This window comes from Pseudomonas sp. 10S4, from assembly GCF_034344865.1.
In the GTDB taxonomy this organism is placed as follows: Bacteria; Pseudomonadota; Gammaproteobacteria; order Pseudomonadales; family Pseudomonadaceae; genus Aquipseudomonas.
The window spans coordinates 1610113-1627500 of the sequence record NZ_CP133774.1 but is presented as its reverse complement, the minus strand read 5'-3'; the positions used below and the strand labels follow the sequence as shown (position 1 = coordinate 1627500).

Sequence of the window (17388 nt, the reverse complement as noted above, 5' to 3'; positions counted from 1 at the left end):
AAAGATCGCAGCCTCCGGCAGCGCCTACATTGAAATACGATCCTATGTAGGCGCTGCCGAAGGCTGCGATCTTTTCGAGCGTCAACGCAACGCGTAATCCAGCACAATCCCGACGAAAATCGCCAGCCCGGCCCAGTGGTTGTGCAAAAACGCCTTGAAGCAGCGCATCCGATCCTTGCCGCGGGTGTACCAGAACTCCCAGGCAAAACAGCCCGCCGCCGCCAGCAAACCGAGGTGGAACCAGCCACCGAGCTGGAATTTCGACCCGGCCAGCAACAGGCAACCCAGCGCCAGACCCTGCAACGTCAGAATGATCGCCCGGTCCGCGTCGCCAAACAGAATCGCCGTCGACTTCACCCCGATCTTCAAATCGTCATCGCGGTCGGTCATCGCGTAATACGTGTCGTAACCCACGGTCCACAGCAGATTGGCAATCCATAGCAACCATGCCGCCGCCGGCAATTCACCGGTCTCGGCGGTGAACGCCATCGGCATGCCCCAGGAAAACGCCGCGCCTAGAACCACTTGCGGATAATAGGTGTAGCGCTTCATAAAGGGGTAGCTGAGAGCCAGCGCCAAGCCACCCAGTGACAGCCAGACGGTCGGTGCGTTTGTGCAAAGCACCAGCAGAAAACTCACGCCCATCAACACCGCAAAAAAATCAGGGCCTCTTTGGAGCTGATCTTGCCGCTCACCAGTGGCCGCTGTTCGGTGCGTTTCACGTAGCCGTCGACTTTGCGATCCGCCCAGTCATTGATCACACAGCCACCGGCGCGGGTCAGCACCACGCCGAGGACGAAAATCACGATGTTGGCCAATGATGGCGAGCCCTTGCCGGCAATCCATAGCGCCCAAAGGGTCGGCCACAGCAGCAGGTAAATACCGATCGGTTTGTCCATGCGGGTCAACTGAATGAAGTCCCAGGTGCGCGGGTTCAGGCGATTCAGGGACTTGAGCAGGCTCTGGTACATCAGCAGTTCTCCGGATGGGCGCGGGTGGCGAGCCACAAGGTCGGCAGGAAAATCTCGGCCACCAGCGCGCTCAGCGCACCGCGGTCGAAACGCGAGCGCCGGCCCCACAGTTCAGGGGCCCGGACCTCTGCGGGCAGCCATTCTTGAGGATAGTGACAAACCTCAATCGCCCGGCGCTGAAACGCCTGGTCGCAAAACAGCAATTCGCCCAATGAGCGACTGCCCAATTCGTCCATGTGCAAGCCGTCACCTTGCAATGCGCTGCGCGATGCAACGCTGCGGGCGAACACCCACGCCTCGCCATGACCCCGCAAATACACCTCGCGCACCCAGCCTTCGCTGCCTTCGGCCAGCTCCAGCGCCGCACATTCGTCGGCGCGCAGCGCTTGCCAGCCCTCGAACAACGGCGTGACGCTGAAGCCGTCATTCGATAAACGGATCAGGCGCCGTGTCAGGGAGCCTTCGTCGAACAGCCAGTCGAGGGTAGACGCGTCGGGGCGGGGCGCCAATTGGCTTTGCAGCAGCCATGGCGCGGGCGGGCAGGGAGATTTTGAGTGCGGCACAGTGAGTCATTATTGGCAGCAAATGAGGCCGTGAGCTTACCATGTCAGCCTGCGATTTTGATTGAACCGGGCCGCCGTTGCGCCGAACACGCTTGCATCTGCCGGGCTCGATCAGTACAAAACGCCCCTGAGCCGGACGGCTGCGCTGTACCCATCGACCGTTCGTGCCGGCAAAAGCCTGAATCCTGAGGAAGTAACTGAATGAAAAAGTGGCAATGTGTGGTCTGCGGCCTGATCTATAACGAAGCTGACGGCTGGCCGGATGACGGCATTGCGCCGGGGACTCTGTGGCAGGACGTGCCGGCAGATTGGCTGTGCCCGGACTGCGGCGTGGGCAAGATGGATTTCGAAATGATCGAAATCAACTAAGACAAAAAGAGGAGTAAGGAATGAACGCACCTGTCGTGATCGTCGGTACCGGCCTGGCGGGCTACAACCTGGCCCGGGAGTTTCGCAAACTCGATGGCGAAACTCCGCTGCTGCTGATTACCGCAGATGATGGACGCTCCTACTCCAAGCCGATGCTCTCCACCGGCTTCGGTAAAAACAAAGACGCCGACGGCCTGAGCATGGCCGAACCGGGCGCCATGGCCGAGCAGTTGAAAGCCGAAGTGCGCACCCACACGCGCATCAGCGGCATTGACCCGGGCCACAAACGCCTGTGGATCGGCGAGGAATCGGTGATCTATCGTGATCTGATCCTGGCCTGGGGCGCGGAAACCGTGCGCGTGCCAATCGAAGGCGACGCTGCTGACGCGGTGTTCCCAATCAATGATCTGGAAGACTACGCACGCTTTCGTGCGGCCGCGGCCGGCAAACGTCGGGTGTTGCTGCTGGGGGCCGGCCTGATTGGTTGCGAGTTCGCCAACGACCTGATCCTCGGCGGTTACGAAGTGCAACTGGTGGCGCCGTGCGAACAGGTCATGCCGACCCTGCTGCACCCGGCAGCAGCCGCTGCGGTCCAGGCCGGGCTGGAAAGCCTCGGCGCGCGCTTCCACCTCGGGCCAGTGCTTAATCGCCTGCAACGGGTGGCTGAGGGGCTGGAAGCGCACCTGTCCGACGGCCAGGTCATCCCGTGCGATGTGGTGGTCTCGGCTATCGGCCTGCGTCCGCGCATCGATCTGGCGGCCGCGGCTGGCGTGCAGGTCAATCGCGGTGTGGTGGTCGATCGTCACCTCAAGACTTCCCACGCCAATATCTACGCCCTGGGCGACTGCGCCGAGGTCGATGGGCTGAATCTGTTGTACGTGATGCCCCTGATGAGCTGTGCGAGAGCGCTGGCCCAAACGTTGGCCGGCAACCCGACCGCCGTCAGCTACGGCCCGATGCCGATCACCGTGAAAACCCCGGTCTGCCCGTTGGTAGTTTCGCCACCACCACGGGGCGCTGAGGGCGTCTGGACCGTTGAAGGGCAGGGCGCCGACATCAAGGTGCTATGCCGTGATGGTGCGGGCAAATTGCTCGGTTATGCCCTGACAGGCGCGGCGGTGATGGAAAAACTCGCTTTGAACAAAGAGCTTCCGGCCCTGCTGGCGTAAATACCGGTCGTTCTGTCGGAATCACCCCGCTTTTGCCCCTACAAACGTCGCGCCGAGACTGGCGCGGCTCTTCGGTGCGTGCCATCCTCACTCCCGTCTGCCGCAGAGTAGAGCACCTGCGGCGCCTTGGGCGCTGTTCCAACGAGAACAGCACGGACATAACAACAAAAAACCGTCAAAGGGGCTTCACTAATGCGTAAACCAGAACTCGCCGCTGCAATCGCTGAAAAAGCAGATCTCACCAAAGAGCAGGCCAACCGCGTTCTCAACGCTGTTCTCGAAGAAATTACCGGCGCTCTGCACCGCAAGGACAGCGTCACGCTGGTGGGCTTCGGTACCTTCCTGCAACGTCACCGCGGTGCCCGCACCGGCAAAAACCCGCAAACCGGTGAGCCCGTAAAAATCAAGGCCAGCAACACCGTTGCGTTCAAGCCAGGCAAGTCGTTGAAAGACAGCGTTAATCCATAATTGCGGCGAACTCCCTGAATAACGGGGAGAACCGTATTGAAAAATGGGCCTGCCGATTAAGTCGGAGGCCCATTTTTTATGGGCGTCGTTTGCTCTCTATATAAAGCACACCCGGGACGGGTTAATACACTCTGGAAACAAAGTGAATGGCCGTAGTTGTCCTCGCCTTCGTTTTGTGAATTCGCCTTTATATAAAATGCCATCAGAACGATGGCACTTTTTTAATTGGCTGTTGTCGTTCGTCGCTTTGTTCATTGATGAGTGCAACCTTTCAGACATTTCCTACATTTATCATTTTTTATTCTTGTCATGCTTTGCACCTGCTTCAAGGGCTGAAGCTCCAAGGGTTATGCCGGACTTCAGGAGCCGCTCTAGGTCAATGGTTACGGGGCAGGACGCTGGCAGATGAAATATTAAACAGAGAGCAAGGGATCCCCTGACAGATATAGGGATATCTCCTACGCAAAACAGAGAACAGTTCGTCTTGTTGTTTAATCGGATGCTTGCTAGTGGCCATCATCGTGAGTACGATGCGCCCACTTGAAAGAGCACGAACTCAATTGGATGAGACTCATCACAGCTCTTTGATACTGTCCGCCGCTGTTGGAACACCAATTGGCGTGTGACTGTAATCCTAATTAAAGGTCATGGATGTCCTACTCAAGCAAACTTTCCGCCCATTACCTTGAACTCGCAAAAGCCTCTGTTTCCAAAGAGAATTTCGCGGGCGAGGATGTTCGCTTTTCGAGCGAATATGAGGCCCTGGAAAGCGAGCTCGCCAAAGCCCAATCGATGCATGAAGCCGGTCAGATCGACTGGCTGAAAATCCGTGAAAACAGTGAAAATCTGCTGCGTACCCAGTCCAAGGATTCTGCGGGTTGGCGCCTGGCTGACATGGGCGTTGTACCAGCGCGAGTCCTTCCAGGGGCTGCTGGCGGGCCTCGGTTTGCTGCACCACTTGTCGGAAAATCACTGGGCCGAAGTTCACCCGAACAAGGCTCGCACCCGCTCCGCTGCCATCAGTTGGTTGGTGCCGCGTCTTGAGCAGGTGCTGACCGAAAACGTCGCGATCAAAGAGCAGTTACCGCTGTTCCGGCAGTTGGTGGAGCACCTTGAAGGTCTCGATGCCGCTTGCACCGAACACCTGGGCGACGACGCGCCGTTGCTGCTGCCAATCTCCCGCCGCTTGAAAAACATGGTGCAGCGCGCCGCCGATAACCAGCCGGAACCCGGCGTGGTCGGTGCCGCAGTCGCCCAGGTCAAGCAGGCGGCGACGCAGTTGTTCACCCCCGGCGCGCCGATCGACAACGAGAAAGAAGCCCACAAGGCCCTGCGCGCCCAGCAGGAAAGTGCCCGCCCGTTGTGCGCCTGGTGGCTCAAGCAGAAAGCCACCGACCTGCGCGCCCTGCGCCTCAACCGCACGCTGCTGTGGTTGCCCATCGACGCGGTGCCCGAGCGCAACGCCGAGCAGATCACCGTTTTACGCGGGTTGCCGGCGGACAAGCTCAAGGCCTATCAGGACCGTTACGACCAGGCCAAGTACGCGGACTTGCTGGTGGAACTGGAGGCGAGCCTGGCGAAGGCGCCGTTCTGGTTCGATGGCCAGCGAATGGTCTGGGAATGTCTCCAGGGCCTGAATGCCGAGATGGCAATGCGCGAAGTGGAAATCCACTTCGCGCTTTTGATTCAGCGCCTGCCTGGCATCATCGAATTGCGTTTCCATGACGGCGCGCCGTTTGCCGACCCGGCCACCCGCGCCTGGGTCAGCGCCAACGTCATGCCGCACCTGCAAAGCGCCAGTGCGCCGCGCAAGGTTGAAGTCGCCGACAACCAGCCGGCCTGGGAAGTGGCCCTGGAAGAAGTCCTGCCGATTTTGCGCAAGGACGGCCTCAAGGCCGCCGTGCAGATCCTCAAGCAGGGCCTGCAAGCCGCCCAAGGCGGGCGGGCGCGATTTTTCTGGCAGTTCGCCCTGGCGCGGCTGTGCTTCATGGCCAAGAAGTACGAACTGGCCAGGACCCAACTCGAAACCCTCGACCAAACATTACAGGACTCAGGCCTGAACGCCTGGGAGCCCGATCTTGCGCTGGAAGTGCTGCATTTGCTGCATAGCTGCTGCGAGTTGTTACCGCAGAACCATGCAGTGCGTGAACGCAAGGAAGAGATTTATCGCAGGCTGTGCCACCTCGATCTCGAAGTGGTACTCGAATAGGCCCCAGGGCCACAACCGCAAGGAGAAAAGCCATGGCCAAAGAAGGCTCGGTAGCCCCCAAGGAACGCATCAACGTCACCTTCAAACCTGCCACCGGTGGTGCACAGGAAGAGATCGAACTGCCGTTGAAACTACTGGCAATCGGTGACTACACCCACCGCAAGGACGAACGCAAAGTCGAAGATCGCAAGCCGATCAGCATCGACAAAATGACGTTTGACGAAGTGCTGGCCAAGCAAGAGCTGAGCCTGACGCTGAGCGTGCCGAACCGTCTTCAGGAAGAAGGCAGCACTGAAGAGCTGGGCGTGCAATTGCGCGTCAACTCGATGAAGGACTTCAACCCGGCCAGCCTGGTTGAGCAAGTGCCTGAGCTGAAAAAACTGATGGAACTGCGCGACGCGCTGGTGGCCCTCAAAGGCCCGCTGGGTAACGCGCCTGCGTTCCGCAAAGCCATCGAAGGCGTTCTCGCCGACGACGAATCCCGCGGTCGCGTACTGGGTGAGCTGGGCTTGAACGCCGCAGCCCAGGACGCCTGAGTCCTCTATCAGCCAAGGAAGCCAACACAATGAGCACTAGCGCAGCACAGCAAAAGAGCAAAGAGAGCGGCGAATACAGCATTCTCGACAGCATCATCGCCGAAACCCGCCTGACGCCGGACGACGAAGCCTACGACATCGCCAAACGCGGTGTGTCGGCGTTCATCGAAGAGCTGCTCAAGCCGCAGAACAACGGTGAGCCGGTCAAGAAGGCCATGGTCGACCGCATGATCGCCGAGATCGATGCCAAGCTCAGCCGTCAGATGGACGAAATCCTGCACCACCCGGACTTCCAGTCGCTGGAATCGTCGTGGCGTGGCCTGCAGTTGCTGGTCGATCGCACCAACTTCCGTGAAAACATCAAGATCGAAATCCTCAACGTCTCGAAAGAAGACCTGCTGGACGATTTCGAAGATTCGCCGGAAGTGATGCAGGCTGGCCTGTACAAGCACATCTACACCGCTGAATACGGTCAGTTCGGTGGTCAGCCGGTTGGCGCGATCATCGCTAACTACTACATGTCCCCAAGCTCGCCGGACGTGAAGCTGATGCAGTACGTGTCCAGCGTAGCCTGCATGTCCCACGCACCGTTCATTGCAGCTGCCGGCCCGAAATTTTTCGGCCTGGAAAGCTTCACCGGCCTGCCGGACCTGAAGGATCTGAAAGATCACTTCGAAGGCCCGCAATTCGCTAAATGGCAGAGCTTCCGTGAGTCGGAAGACTCCCGTTACGTTGGCCTGACCGTGCCGCGTTTCTTGCTGCGTAACCCGTACGACCCGGAAGAAAACCCGGTCAAATCGTTCGTGTACAAAGAAACCGTCGCCAACAGCCACGAGCACTACCTGTGGGGCAACACCGCCTACGCGTTCGGCACCAAGCTGACCGACAGCTTCGCCAAATTCCGCTGGTGCCCGAACATCATCGGCCCGCAAAGCGGTGGCGCGGTTGAAGACCTGCCGTTGCACCACTTCGAAAGCATGGGCGAAATCGAAACCAAGATTCCTACTGAGGTTCTGGTTTCCGACCGTCGTGAATACGAATTGGCCGAGGAAGGCTTCATCTCCCTGACCATGCGTAAAGGCTCCGACAACGCGGCGTTCTTCTCCGCAAGCTCGGTGCAGAAGCCGAAGTTCTTCGGCATCAGCGCAGAAGGCAAGGCAGCAGAGCTGAACTACAAGCTCGGCACCCAACTGCCGTACATGATGATCGTCAACCGCCTGGCTCACTACTTGAAAGTGCTGCAGCGTGAGCAACTCGGTTCGTGGAAAGAACGTACCGACCTCGAGCTGGAACTCAACAAGTGGATCCGCCAGTACGTGGCCGACCAGGAAAACCCAAGCGCCGAAGTCCGTGGCCGTCGTCCACTGCGCGCTGCCCAAATCATCGTCAGCGATGTTGAAGGCGAGCCTGGCTGGTACCGCGTGAGCCTGAACGTGCGTCCGCACTTCAAGTACATGGGTGCCGATTTCACCCTGTCGCTGGTTGGCAAGCTGGACAAAGAGTAAGCGGAGCTAACTCATGACTGGATACGGCAGCCTTTTCGAACGCCTGGGTGGCGACGCGGACAAACGCGTCGGCTGGAGCCGCGAGGTCTCCGCCATGGCGTCCGTGGCTGCCCATCTGGCCAAGATGCTCAGCACCCGTGCGGGCAGCGTGCAAACGCTGTCCGATTACGGGCTACCCGATCTCAATGACATGCGTCTGAGCCTGCACGACTCCCTGAGTCAGGCCCGTCTGGCCATCGAAAATTTTATCGAAGCCTACGAGCCGCGCCTGAGCAACGTGCGTGTCATTTCCCTGCCGCGTGATCACGATCAGCTTCGCCTGTCCTTCAGCATCGAAGGCCTGCTGGAAGTTGAGGGGGTCAAGCGTCAGGTCAGTTTCGCCGCGCGCCTGGATGGCAGCGGTCAAGTCAAGGTCAACTAAGGAGACTCGTATGTCCGGCAAACCCGCAGCACGCGTCACCGACCCTACCGCTTGCCCAGTCTCCGGCCACGGCACCAACCCGATCGCCGCCGGATCCGGCGACGTCTTCTTCGACGGCCTCGCGGCCGCCCGCCAAGGCGATGCCTCGGCGTGTGGTGGTGCGATGTCGGACGGGTTGGCCACGACCGTTTTGATTAACGGTAAACCGGCGGCCACCGTTGATTCCGTCGGGACTCATGGCAACAAGGTCACGGCGGGGGCCGGGACCGTGATTATTGGGAATTCGCATTCGGCGGTGCCGTTTGTGGCGCTGTTGCCGATGCCTGGAATCTTCAACGATTTTTTTGTCTTGCGGGACGATGAAGGTAATCCAATTGCAAATTATGGCTATCGAATAGAGACAGCAAACGGCGAGATTCACGAAGGTGTGACTGACGCAACAGGACACACCAAGTGCGTTACCACAGGGCGGTCATCCCAGATGCTCAAAATTTCGCTAATTACACCGGGGGGCGTGGCTCATGCCTAATCAAGCCTTATTGGCCCAAGCTCCATCAACACCTTCTCATAGTAATGAGGGGCAAGTTGTAACGGTAAAATTGGCGAAACTGGCCACTTACGAAATCAATATTCGGTCTTTTCATCCGGGTAAGAACTTCGGGTTGTTTGGCTTTTTCTTTGAAGGTGATGCGAGGAGTTATTCTTTAAAGCCAAGTGGGCTGTCAGGGGTGGCAGGTACTGAAGTAACTTCGCGAATCTGGCATAAGTTTTTTCTTAACTCGGCTATTAACGAAGTTCTTTTTGTTCAAACTGAGTCTAACGATTCCGGTATGGCGGATGGTGAGCATGTACGTTATGACGGAGAACTCAAGCCGAGAGGGGGCGGTCCGCCCTCCGTTAAAACAGAGAAAGGTGCAGTCACTACAATAGTAATTGAAGGAAAGTATGCAGGGGAGAATCATGCTTTTTATGGTTCAAAACTGGCAAAAGCTCTGACTGGCAAGACTTTTGTTCCGAGTCTTGATGTCAGCTATAAGATCACGCTGACGATCGACCGCGTTTCTAAGTACATTGATATCGCTACTCACATTAAAGGTGATGGTTTTCCAAACTGCGAGGCGTTCATTTCTGACGTCTCTGGCAAGGCAGTGTTTCTCGGTGTTCATGTTCGAAAAGGCGGTGCTGCTTGGTCCTTGCCCGGTGAGGGTGCGTACCCAATGATTGAATCGGCGATTCGCTTGGAGATTGACGATAGCGGTAATTTCAGCGGTAACTTAGGTAATGAACTGCGTAGAAAAAGTTGAACAAAAACCGTTTGGACATGCGGCCAATAACGGAGTGGAACGACTTTTTCTTGAAGTTGAATCCGAACGACGAACGATGGAAATACATCTACTTAGAGTCATTGCCAGATGCCCAAAACGAGCCTGCTGTAAAATGAATTATTCAAGCTATTTCAAGTGGGCAGTATGGATGCCTGCAATATTATTGCCGCTGTTATTTGTTGTGGATACTCTATTACCTCCTGCAACACCCATCGGAGGGTGGAAGCAGTTTCTTCATATGTTTATATTGGCGTTTGGCGTGGGCGCCTATTTCATATTTGCATTTTGGGCATCGCGAGTCATTGATCGGAAAACCGAGCGTGAAGTTGTCCGGCTCGCGTGTTGGGCTCCGGTTATCTTTATACCCTTTTATGCCGCACCGTGGTTTTTGTACGGCGTGATTTATTTAGTCAGTGGCCACTTGGCTGGTCTTAGGCTAATGGTTGAATGGTTGGCATACATACCTTATTTGTTGGTTGCGGGGTATTTCTGTTCGATTGTCACCCTGGTTATTTATCAAGTTATAAAAAGATTTTTCCGCTGAGAACTGAAGTCAGGCTCAGCACCAGCGATCGGTAGACACGAAACAAGCGAACACACACACGAATCCAATACCAGGCAGCTAGAAATGTCCTTTTACCACCACCGCCGACTTACTTCGTCCCTTCGCGCACCGTTCAGACATCCTCTGATCAAAGGACTCGCTGTGGCTGTTTCGGTTTTCGCGGTGGCTCTGGCCTGGGTGACGCCGGCATTCTCCAACGCCCTGATGTTGCTGACGGACCGGGTGAATTTCATCCCGCGTGAATCGTCGATCTGGACCTTCGAACCCTACGAAATCAACCAGGGCTCAAGTAACTACTGGCTCTATGGCGAGGACGCGCACCGCTATTACTACTTCGTCTACACCCCCGACGAGCCTTATCGGTCAATCGCCAAGCGCAATCAGTGTGCAGGCTTCGACAAGCGCGATGTTCGCACCTGGTGCGCGACATGACGCGTTGGATGGGGGTTTGGAAATGGCTCAATCACGTGCTGAGCGCCATCGGTGTGTTGGCGATCATCGCGCTGGTGACGCTGTTCATCTCGCTGCGTCCCTCCAACCCTTCAACGCCGGTGCTGCCCGGTCACCCCGATGGGGTATGGCGTGGCGCAGAGGATGGCGGCTACTTCATCGAGATCAGCCAATCCAATCCGCCGGATTACTTCGTGCAGGTTCGATACGAGAGCGGAGATATCCAAAGCGAGGGCTGGGTGCGGTTTCAGACCCCTGATGGAAAACCGTTGACGATGGCGCGGGTCAACAGCGCCGATGGCGAATTTCTCTCTGTCGATTCGTACCTGCCCATGACTCCAGACAAAGGAGGGGCACACCTATGAACCTTCGTCCATTCATAGCGTCTGTGTTGGCAGTGGATTGCCTGTTACTGGCCGGTTGCACGACTCAACTCAAGTACATCAACGAAATCGACTTGGTGAATACCTGCGGCGTGCCGCTGCAGGTCGAACCACAGAACGCCACCAATTGGTTACCGCCGATGGCAGCGCGCACCGTCGCTCCGGGCGAGCGGGTCGCAGTCGCCAGCTACCTGTCTTATGGCGAAGACGTCGATGTACAAGTCAGTTGCAACTACTCCCTGACCGTCAAAGGATCTGAACGCACGCGCCTCGTCAGTGCTGACGACATGCGCTACGCCCTGCTTGGCGTCAAACATGAGCGCGATAGCTCTCGGCGCAGCTGGACACTCAAGGATGGAGTCTTTTGCCCATGATTGACGTATCGGAAGAGATGCGCGGCTACCTGATGTACGTAGCTGACAGTGACCTGTTCGGCGGCCTCGCGATCGTGAGCCTGCTGCTGGTGATCTCTGCCATCAGTCAACGGCTGCGCCAGTCGCGGCTACATCGCGGGCTGACGTTAATGGTCCTGATTTCACTGGTCGCGATAGAAGTCGCCGGCACCTGTTACTCCTCGGTGCGCCCGGCATGATCACTCTTGGTCGCCGCATCTTTCTGATGGCCGCCCTCTGGGTGCCGATTGCCGTGCTCGTGGTTCTGATGATTCTCGATCGGGCAGATGGGTACTCGTCTGTATCCGACTGGAAGCAATTCCTGACGATCTACGTCCTCTGGTTCGGCATCCCGTCCTATCTCGCATTTGCCACGTGGGCTACGCGAGCGCTGAGCACATTAACCGAGCGCCAGATCCTGAAGAAAATCTGGTATGCGCCGCTGACGTTCATTCCGTTTTACGCCGCGCCATGGTTGATCGGCGGACTGGCGCTTTTGCTGCTGGGGAACCTTGGTGCGTTCTCGATGATGGTGGGTTGGCTGGCTTTTTTACCGTACCTGCTCATCGCCGGCTACGTGGTTTCCGGTCTGACAGTCGCGCTCTACAGGACAGTTTTTTCATGAGATTTCATACCAGGCAGGTAACCCGTGTCCTTTAACCACTACTACCAAAGCGAACTCACCGCACTTCGCCAGTTAGGTCGTCGATTCGCCGAGCGTAGCCCGGCGTTGGCGCCTTTCCTGGGTCAGGCCGGGCGGGATCCGGACGTGGAGCGGTTGCTTGAGGGCTTCGCTTTCCTGACCGGGCGCCTGCGCCAGAAGCTTGATGACGAGCTGCCGGAGCTCAGCCATTCGCTGATGCACCTGCTGTGGCCCAACTACATGCGGCCGCTGCCGGCGTTCAGCATTTTGCAGTTTGACCCGCTGAAACGTTCGGGTCCTGCGCTGATGGTTGAGCGTGACACGCCAGTGGAAAGCGTGCCGATCGATGACGTGCGTTGCCGCTTCCGCACCTGCTACCCGACCGAAGTCTTGCCGCTGGACCTGGCTGCGCTGACGTACTCGGTGAAGGGCGACGGTTCGTTGTTGAGCTTGCGTCTGGAGATGAGTGCTGACGGTCACCTCGGCGAACTGGAGCTGAGCCGCTTGCGCCTGCACTTCGCCGGCGAGCGCTACATCAGCCAGATGCTTTACCTGAGCCTGCTGCGCAACCTGGAAGGGATCGAACTGATCCCGCTGGACGGTGCCGGCAAGCCCATCAACGGCGCCAACGGCACGCCGATGGCATTCAAGATGCCGGGCGACCGCGTGCAGCCGGTGGGTTTTGCCGAAGAAGAAGCGTTGATCCCGTATCCGCTGAACACCTTCCGCGGCTATCGCTACCTGCAAGAGTATTTCGCCTTCCAGGACAAATTTCTGTTCGTCGATATCAACGGTCTGGACCTGCTCAAGGCGCTGCCGGAAGACACCCTCAAGCAAGTGCGCGGTCTGGAGTTGCGCTTCGATATTCGTAAAAGCGGCATCCAGCGCCTGCGTCCGACCCTGGACAACGTGAAGCTGTATTGCACGCCGATCGTCAACCTGTTCAAGCACGACGCGTTGCCGATTCGTCTCGACGGCAAGCAAGACGAATACCTGTTGTTGCCGGCCGAATTCGACCTGGAAAACTGTGGCGTGTTCTCCGTGGAAACCGTTACCGGCTGGAAGCCCGGTGGCCTCGGTTATCAGGAGTACGTGCCGTTCGAATCCTTCGAGCACGACCCGAGTTTCGACGTGCCCAACAGCCGTCCGCACTACAGCATTCGCCAGCGTTCATCCTCGTTGCACGACGGCCTCGACACGTATCTGAGCTTCGGCATCCGCCACACCGAAGCCCACGAAACCCTGTCGATCGAGCTGATGTGCACCAACCAGAACCTGCCGCGCAAGCTCAAGCTCGGCGACATCAGCCAGGCCTGCGAAGAGACGCCGGAGTTCCTGAGTTTCCGCAATATCACCCCGGCTACCCCGAGCTATGCGCCGCCGCTGAACCGTGACTTCCTCTGGAAGCTGATCAGCAACATGTCGCTTAACTATCTGTCCCTGGCCGACGTCAATGCGTTGAAGGTGATTCTCGAAACCTACGACCTGCCGCGCTACTACGACCAACACGCTGAAAAAGTCAGCAAACGCCTGCTGGGCGGGCTCAAGTCGATCAAGCACCAACACGTCGATCGACTGCACCGAGGGCTGCCGGTACGCGGGTTGCGCACCGAGCTGACCATCGACCCGGAAGGGTATATCGGCGAGGGCGACCTGTTCGTTTTCGCTTCTGTTCTTAACGAGTTTTTCGCGCTTTACGCCAGTCTCAATTCGTACCACGAGCTGCGGGTAAAAAGCACACAGGGAGAGGTGTACCAATGGACACCACGTATGGGCCTTCAGCCGCTGCTTTAAGCGGGCTGACCCGAGGAATACGCGAGTACTCGCTGTTTCAGGCCGTGCTGCTGGTGGTTGACCGGCTGCGCGAGGCCCACCCGCACCTGAGCCAAGACGATTTGTACGACCAGCTGGAATTCCAGGCCAACCCGAGCCTGGGTTTCCCTGGCAGTGACGTTGATCGCGTGGAGTTTTTCACCGAGCACGGCCACCTGCGCGCGCGCCTGCGTTTCAACCTGATTGGCCTGGTCGGCTCGGGCTCGCCGCTGCCGGCGTTCTACGGCGAACAAGCCCTGGGCGACAGCGAAGACGGCAACCCGACCCGCAACTTCCTCGACCTGTTTCACCATCGCCTGCAACGGCTGATGCTGCCGATCTGGCAGAAGTACCGCTACCGCGCGAGCTTCCAGAGCGGCGCCCTCGACCCGTTTTCCTCGCAGCTGTTTGCGCTGATCGGCCTGGGTGGTGAAGAGATCCGCCGTGCTCAGGAACTGAACTGGAAACGCTTGTTGCCGTACCTCGGCTTGCTCAGCTTGCGGGCGCACTCGGCAGCGCTGATCGAAGCGGTGCTGCGTTACTACTTCAAACACGCCGAACTGACCATCGAGCAGTGCATCGAGCGTCGCGTGGAAATTCTTGAGGAGCAGCGCAATCGCCTCGGTCGCGCCAACAGCATGCTCGGCGAAGACCTGGTGATGGGCGAACACGTGCGCGACCGCAGCGGCAAGTTCCGGATTCACATCCGCGAGCTTGACTGGTTGCGCTTTCACGAATTCCTGCCGATCGGTTTCGGCTACCAGCCGCTGTGCGCGCTGGTGCGGTTCACCCTGCGTGACCCGCTCGATTACGACATTCGCCTGGTCCTGCGCCAGGAAGAAATCCGCGAACTGCGAATCGGTGAGCAGAACGCCTGTCGCCTGGGGTGGACCAGTTGGCTCGGCCGCGAAAAAGCGGACGGCGTGGTGACCCTCGGCAGCAAAATTCATTAAGGACAGATGACCCATGATCAACGTAGACCTGCAACAACTGATTCAGGCGCTGGACGCCGAAACCCGTCGTGACCTGGAAAGTTCGGCCGAACGTTGCGTCGCCCGTGGCGGTAGCAAAATCCTCGTCGAAGACCTGCTGCTGGGCTTGCTGGAGCGCCCGCAAGGCTTGCTCGCACGCGCGCTGCAAGATGCCGAAGTAGATGCCGGTGAACTGAGCGCCGCGCTGCAATCGCGGGTTGAGCACAGCGCTTCGCGCAACCCGGTGTTCGCCCCGGAACTGGTGCAATGGCTGCAAGACGCCTTGTTGGTGGCCAACCTTGAACTGGGTCAGAGCCAGGTCGAGCAAGCCGCGCTGATCCTCGCGCTGCTGCGCAACCCGATGCGCTACGCCGGCAGTCGCTACCAGTCATTGCTGGCCAAGCTGAACATCGAGCGCCTGAAAGAATTCGCCCTGTCCCAGAAAGAACAACCGGCCACCGGCAAACCGGCTGTGCCGGGTGAATCGCTGTTGCAGCGCTTCACCCACAACCTGACCCAGCAGGCTCGTGACGGCAAACTCGACCCGGTGCTGTGCCGCGATGGCGCGATTCGCCAGATGGTCGACATCCTCGCCCGTCGCCGCAAAAACAACCCGATCGTGGTCGGTGAAGCCGGCGTCGGTAAAACCGCCATCGTCGAAGGCCTGGCCTCGCGCATCGCTGCCGGTGAAGTGCCGCAAGTACTGAAAGGCGTCGAATTGCTGTCGCTGGACATGGGCCTGTTGCAGGCTGGCGCCAGCGTCAAAGGTGAATTCGAACGTCGCCTCAAAGGCGTGATCGACGAAGTCAAAGCGTCGCCAAAACCGATCATCCTGTTCATCGATGAAGCCCACACCTTGATCGGCGCGGGCGGCAATGCCGGCGGTTCCGACGCGGCCAACCTGCTCAAGCCAGCCCTGGCCCGTGGCGAGTTGCGCACCATCGCTGCGACCACTTGGGCGGAGTACAAGAAATACTTCGAAAAAGACCCGGCCCTGGCCCGTCGTTTCCAACCAGTGCAACTGCACGAACCGACCGTCAGCGAAGCGGTGACCATCCTCCGTGGCCTGGCTCAGGTCTACGAGAAGAGCCACGGCATCTACCTGCGCGATGACGCAGTGGTCGCAGCGGCCGAATTGTCGGCGCGCTACCTCGCTGGCCGTCAACTGCCGGACAAAGCTGTCGACGTACTCGACACCGCCTGCGCCCGCGTGCGCATCAGCCTCGCCGCTGCCCCGGAAAGCCTGGAACGCCTGCGTGGCGAACTGGCTGAAGGTGGCCGTCAGCGTCAGGCCCTGCGTCGTGATGCCGAGGCTGGTCTGTTGATCGATCACGAAGCGCTGGACGCTTTGGAAGATCGTTTGGCCGAAGCCGAAGACGAAATGGTCGCGCTGGAAGCGCTGTGGACCGAACAGAAAGAACTCGCCGAGCGCCTGCTGGACCTGCGTCAGCAACTGGCCAAGGCTCGTGAGGCTGCCGCTGTCGAACCAACCGTCACGGTAGAAGAAGACGCCGAAGGCACCGTGATTGAAACCCTCGAAGTGCCGGTGGATGAAGCGCAAAGCGTTGAAACCCTGGAAGCCGCACTCAACGAAACGCACAAAGCCCTGACCGAGTTGCAAGTCAAAGAGCGGCTGGTGAGCTTCGAAGTGTGCCCGCGTCTGGTAGCCGAAGTGATCAGCGCCTGGACCGGTGTGCCATTGGCGCAACTGGCTCGTGAGCACAACGCCAAGGTTGCGAGCTTCGCCACCGACCTGCGCACCCGCATCCGGGGTCAGGAACAAGCGGTTCACGCGCTGGATCGCTCGATGCGCGCCACCGCCGCCGGCCTGAACAAACCTGATGCACCGGTTGGCGTGTTCCTGCTGGTCGGCCCGAGTGGCGTCGGCAAGACCGAAACCGCGCTGGCCCTCGCAGACCTGCTGTACGGCGGTGATCGTTTCATCACCACTATCAACATGTCCGAGTTCCAGGAGAAGCACACCGTGTCGCGCCTGTTCGGTGCACCGCCCAGGCTACGTTGGCTTACGGCGAGGGCGGCCATGCTCACCGAAGCCGTGCGGCAGAAACCGTACTCGGTGGTCTTGCTCGATGAAGTCGAAAAAGCCGATCCGGACGTGCTCAACCTGTTCTACCAAATCTTCGATAAAGGCGTGGCCAACGACGGGGAAGGGCGCGAGATCGACTTCCGCAACACGTTGATCCTGATGACTTCGAACCTGGGCAGCGACCGCATCGCCGAACTCTGCGAAAACGGTGCACGGCCATCGGCTGAAGTGCTCGAAGAAACCATTCGCCCGGTGCTGAGCAAGCACTTCAAACCGGCGCTGCTGGCGCGGATGCGTGTGGTGCCTTACTACCCGGTGGGTGGCCCGGTGCTGCGCGAGCTGATCGAAATAAAACTCGGCCGTTTGGGCGAGCGCCTGAACCGTCGTCAGCTCGACTTCTCGTACTGCCAGAACCTCGTCGATCACTTGGCCGAACGCTGCACCCAAAGCGACAGCGGCGCGCGCCTGATCGACCACTTGCTGGACCTGCACGTGCTGCCGCTGGTGGCCGACCGCTTGCTCGACGCGATGGCCACCGGCGAAAGCCTCAAGCGCGTTCACGCAACGCTCGACGGCAACGCCAGCGTGA

At 58.7% G+C, this 17388-nt stretch carries 17 protein-coding genes and 3 pseudogenes; 18 read left to right on the top strand and 2 right to left on the bottom strand.

The features are described 5' to 3' along the window. Window positions 1–81: 81 nt before the first annotated feature. Both ubiA and RHM58_RS07680 read right to left on the bottom strand, forming a co-directional pair. Window positions 82–971 (bottom strand): annotated as a pseudogene (gene ubiA / locus RHM58_RS07685) (4-hydroxybenzoate octaprenyltransferase). Then, window positions 971–1534 carry a chorismate--pyruvate lyase family protein gene (locus RHM58_RS07680; protein ID WP_322270009.1) on the bottom strand — a complete coding sequence of 188 codons (564 nt, stop codon included), beginning with the start codon at window positions 1532–1534 and terminating at the stop codon, window positions 971–973. The pseudogene ubiA and the gene RHM58_RS07680 overlap by 1 nt, the downstream one beginning before the upstream one ends. Window positions 1535–1735: 201 nt before the next feature. Here RHM58_RS07680 and RHM58_RS07675 point away from each other — a divergent pair, with 201 nt between their 5' ends. The 18 genes and pseudogenes from RHM58_RS07675 to tssH form a co-directional block, all read left to right on the top strand. Beyond that, complete coding sequence (locus RHM58_RS07675) at window positions 1736–1903, top strand: rubredoxin (protein ID WP_103398534.1); 168 nt, start codon at window positions 1736–1738, stop codon at window positions 1901–1903. Window positions 1904–1923: 20 nt separating this feature from the next. Next, window positions 1924–3072, top strand: a complete 1149-nt coding sequence (locus tag RHM58_RS07670; protein ID WP_201255076.1) for an NAD(P)/FAD-dependent oxidoreductase — start codon at window positions 1924–1926, stop codon at window positions 3070–3072. A gap of 192 nt (window positions 3073–3264) precedes the next feature. Beyond that, the gene (locus RHM58_RS07665; RefSeq protein ID WP_003213368.1) at window positions 3265–3540 is read left to right on the top strand and encodes an HU family DNA-binding protein; all 276 of its coding nucleotides are present in this window, start codon (window positions 3265–3267) and stop codon (window positions 3538–3540) included. A gap of 651 nt (window positions 3541–4191) precedes the next feature. Continuing rightward, window positions 4192–5749, top strand: a pseudogene (gene tssA, locus RHM58_RS07660) (type VI secretion system protein TssA). A 32-nt stretch (window positions 5750–5781) separates the two neighbouring features. After that, a complete protein-coding gene (gene tssB, locus RHM58_RS07655) occupies window positions 5782–6285 on the top strand; it encodes a type VI secretion system contractile sheath small subunit (RefSeq protein WP_201199063.1) in 504 nt (167 codons plus the stop codon). Window positions 6286–6314: 29 nt separating this feature from the next. Beyond that, window positions 6315–7790: a type VI secretion system contractile sheath large subunit gene (gene tssC, locus RHM58_RS07650; RefSeq protein ID WP_201199057.1), complete on the top strand. Its 1476-nt coding sequence runs from the start codon at window positions 6315–6317 to the stop codon at window positions 7788–7790. A gap of 13 nt (window positions 7791–7803) precedes the next feature. Beyond that, window positions 7804–8211, top strand: a complete 408-nt coding sequence (gene tssE, locus RHM58_RS07645) for a type VI secretion system baseplate subunit TssE (protein WP_201199052.1) — start codon at window positions 7804–7806, stop codon at window positions 8209–8211. 10 nt (window positions 8212–8221) lie between these two features. Next, window positions 8222–8740: a PAAR domain-containing protein gene (locus RHM58_RS07640; protein ID WP_322270006.1), complete on the top strand. Its 519-nt coding sequence runs from the start codon at window positions 8222–8224 to the stop codon at window positions 8738–8740. Beyond that, window positions 8733–9515 carry a hypothetical protein gene (locus RHM58_RS07635; RefSeq protein ID WP_322270005.1) on the top strand — a complete coding sequence of 261 codons (783 nt, stop codon included), beginning with the start codon at window positions 8733–8735 and terminating at the stop codon, window positions 9513–9515. The genes RHM58_RS07640 and RHM58_RS07635 overlap by 8 nt, the downstream gene beginning before the upstream one ends. Then, complete coding sequence (locus tag RHM58_RS07630) at window positions 9493–10080, top strand: hypothetical protein (protein ID WP_322270003.1); 588 nt, start codon at window positions 9493–9495, stop codon at window positions 10078–10080. The genes RHM58_RS07635 and RHM58_RS07630 overlap by 23 nt, the downstream gene beginning before the upstream one ends. 162 nt (window positions 10081–10242) lie before the next feature. Further along, window positions 10243–10533 (top strand): hypothetical protein, encoded by a 291-nt coding sequence (locus tag RHM58_RS07625; RefSeq protein ID WP_322270001.1) that lies wholly within the window; start codon window positions 10243–10245, stop codon window positions 10531–10533. Next, a complete protein-coding gene (locus tag RHM58_RS07620; protein WP_322269999.1) occupies window positions 10530–10916 on the top strand; it encodes a hypothetical protein in 387 nt (128 codons plus the stop codon). Before RHM58_RS07625 ends, RHM58_RS07620 begins: the two co-directional genes overlap by 4 nt. After that, window positions 10913–11308, top strand: coding sequence for a hypothetical protein (locus RHM58_RS07615; protein WP_201255082.1), 396 nt, complete (start codon window positions 10913–10915; stop codon window positions 11306–11308). The genes RHM58_RS07620 and RHM58_RS07615 overlap by 4 nt, the downstream gene beginning before the upstream one ends. Further along, the gene (locus tag RHM58_RS07610) at window positions 11305–11526 is read left to right on the top strand and encodes a hypothetical protein (protein ID WP_201255083.1); all 222 of its coding nucleotides are present in this window, start codon (window positions 11305–11307) and stop codon (window positions 11524–11526) included. The genes RHM58_RS07615 and RHM58_RS07610 overlap by 4 nt, the downstream gene beginning before the upstream one ends. Then, window positions 11523–11951 (top strand): hypothetical protein, encoded by a 429-nt coding sequence (locus tag RHM58_RS07605; RefSeq protein WP_322269998.1) that lies wholly within the window; start codon window positions 11523–11525, stop codon window positions 11949–11951. Before RHM58_RS07610 ends, RHM58_RS07605 begins: the two co-directional genes overlap by 4 nt. Before the next feature lie 24 nt (window positions 11952–11975). After that, window positions 11976–13763, top strand: a complete 1788-nt coding sequence (gene tssF, locus RHM58_RS07600) for a type VI secretion system baseplate subunit TssF (RefSeq protein WP_322269997.1) — start codon at window positions 11976–11978, stop codon at window positions 13761–13763. Next, window positions 13727–14734 (top strand): type VI secretion system baseplate subunit TssG, encoded by a 1008-nt coding sequence (gene tssG / locus RHM58_RS07595; RefSeq protein ID WP_201199038.1) that lies wholly within the window; start codon window positions 13727–13729, stop codon window positions 14732–14734. Before tssF ends, tssG begins: the two co-directional genes overlap by 37 nt. Window positions 14735–14747: 13 nt before the next feature. Then, window positions 14748–17354, top strand: a pseudogene (gene tssH, locus RHM58_RS07590) (type VI secretion system ATPase TssH); the annotation flags it as partial. Window positions 17355–17388: the final 34 nt, after the last annotated feature.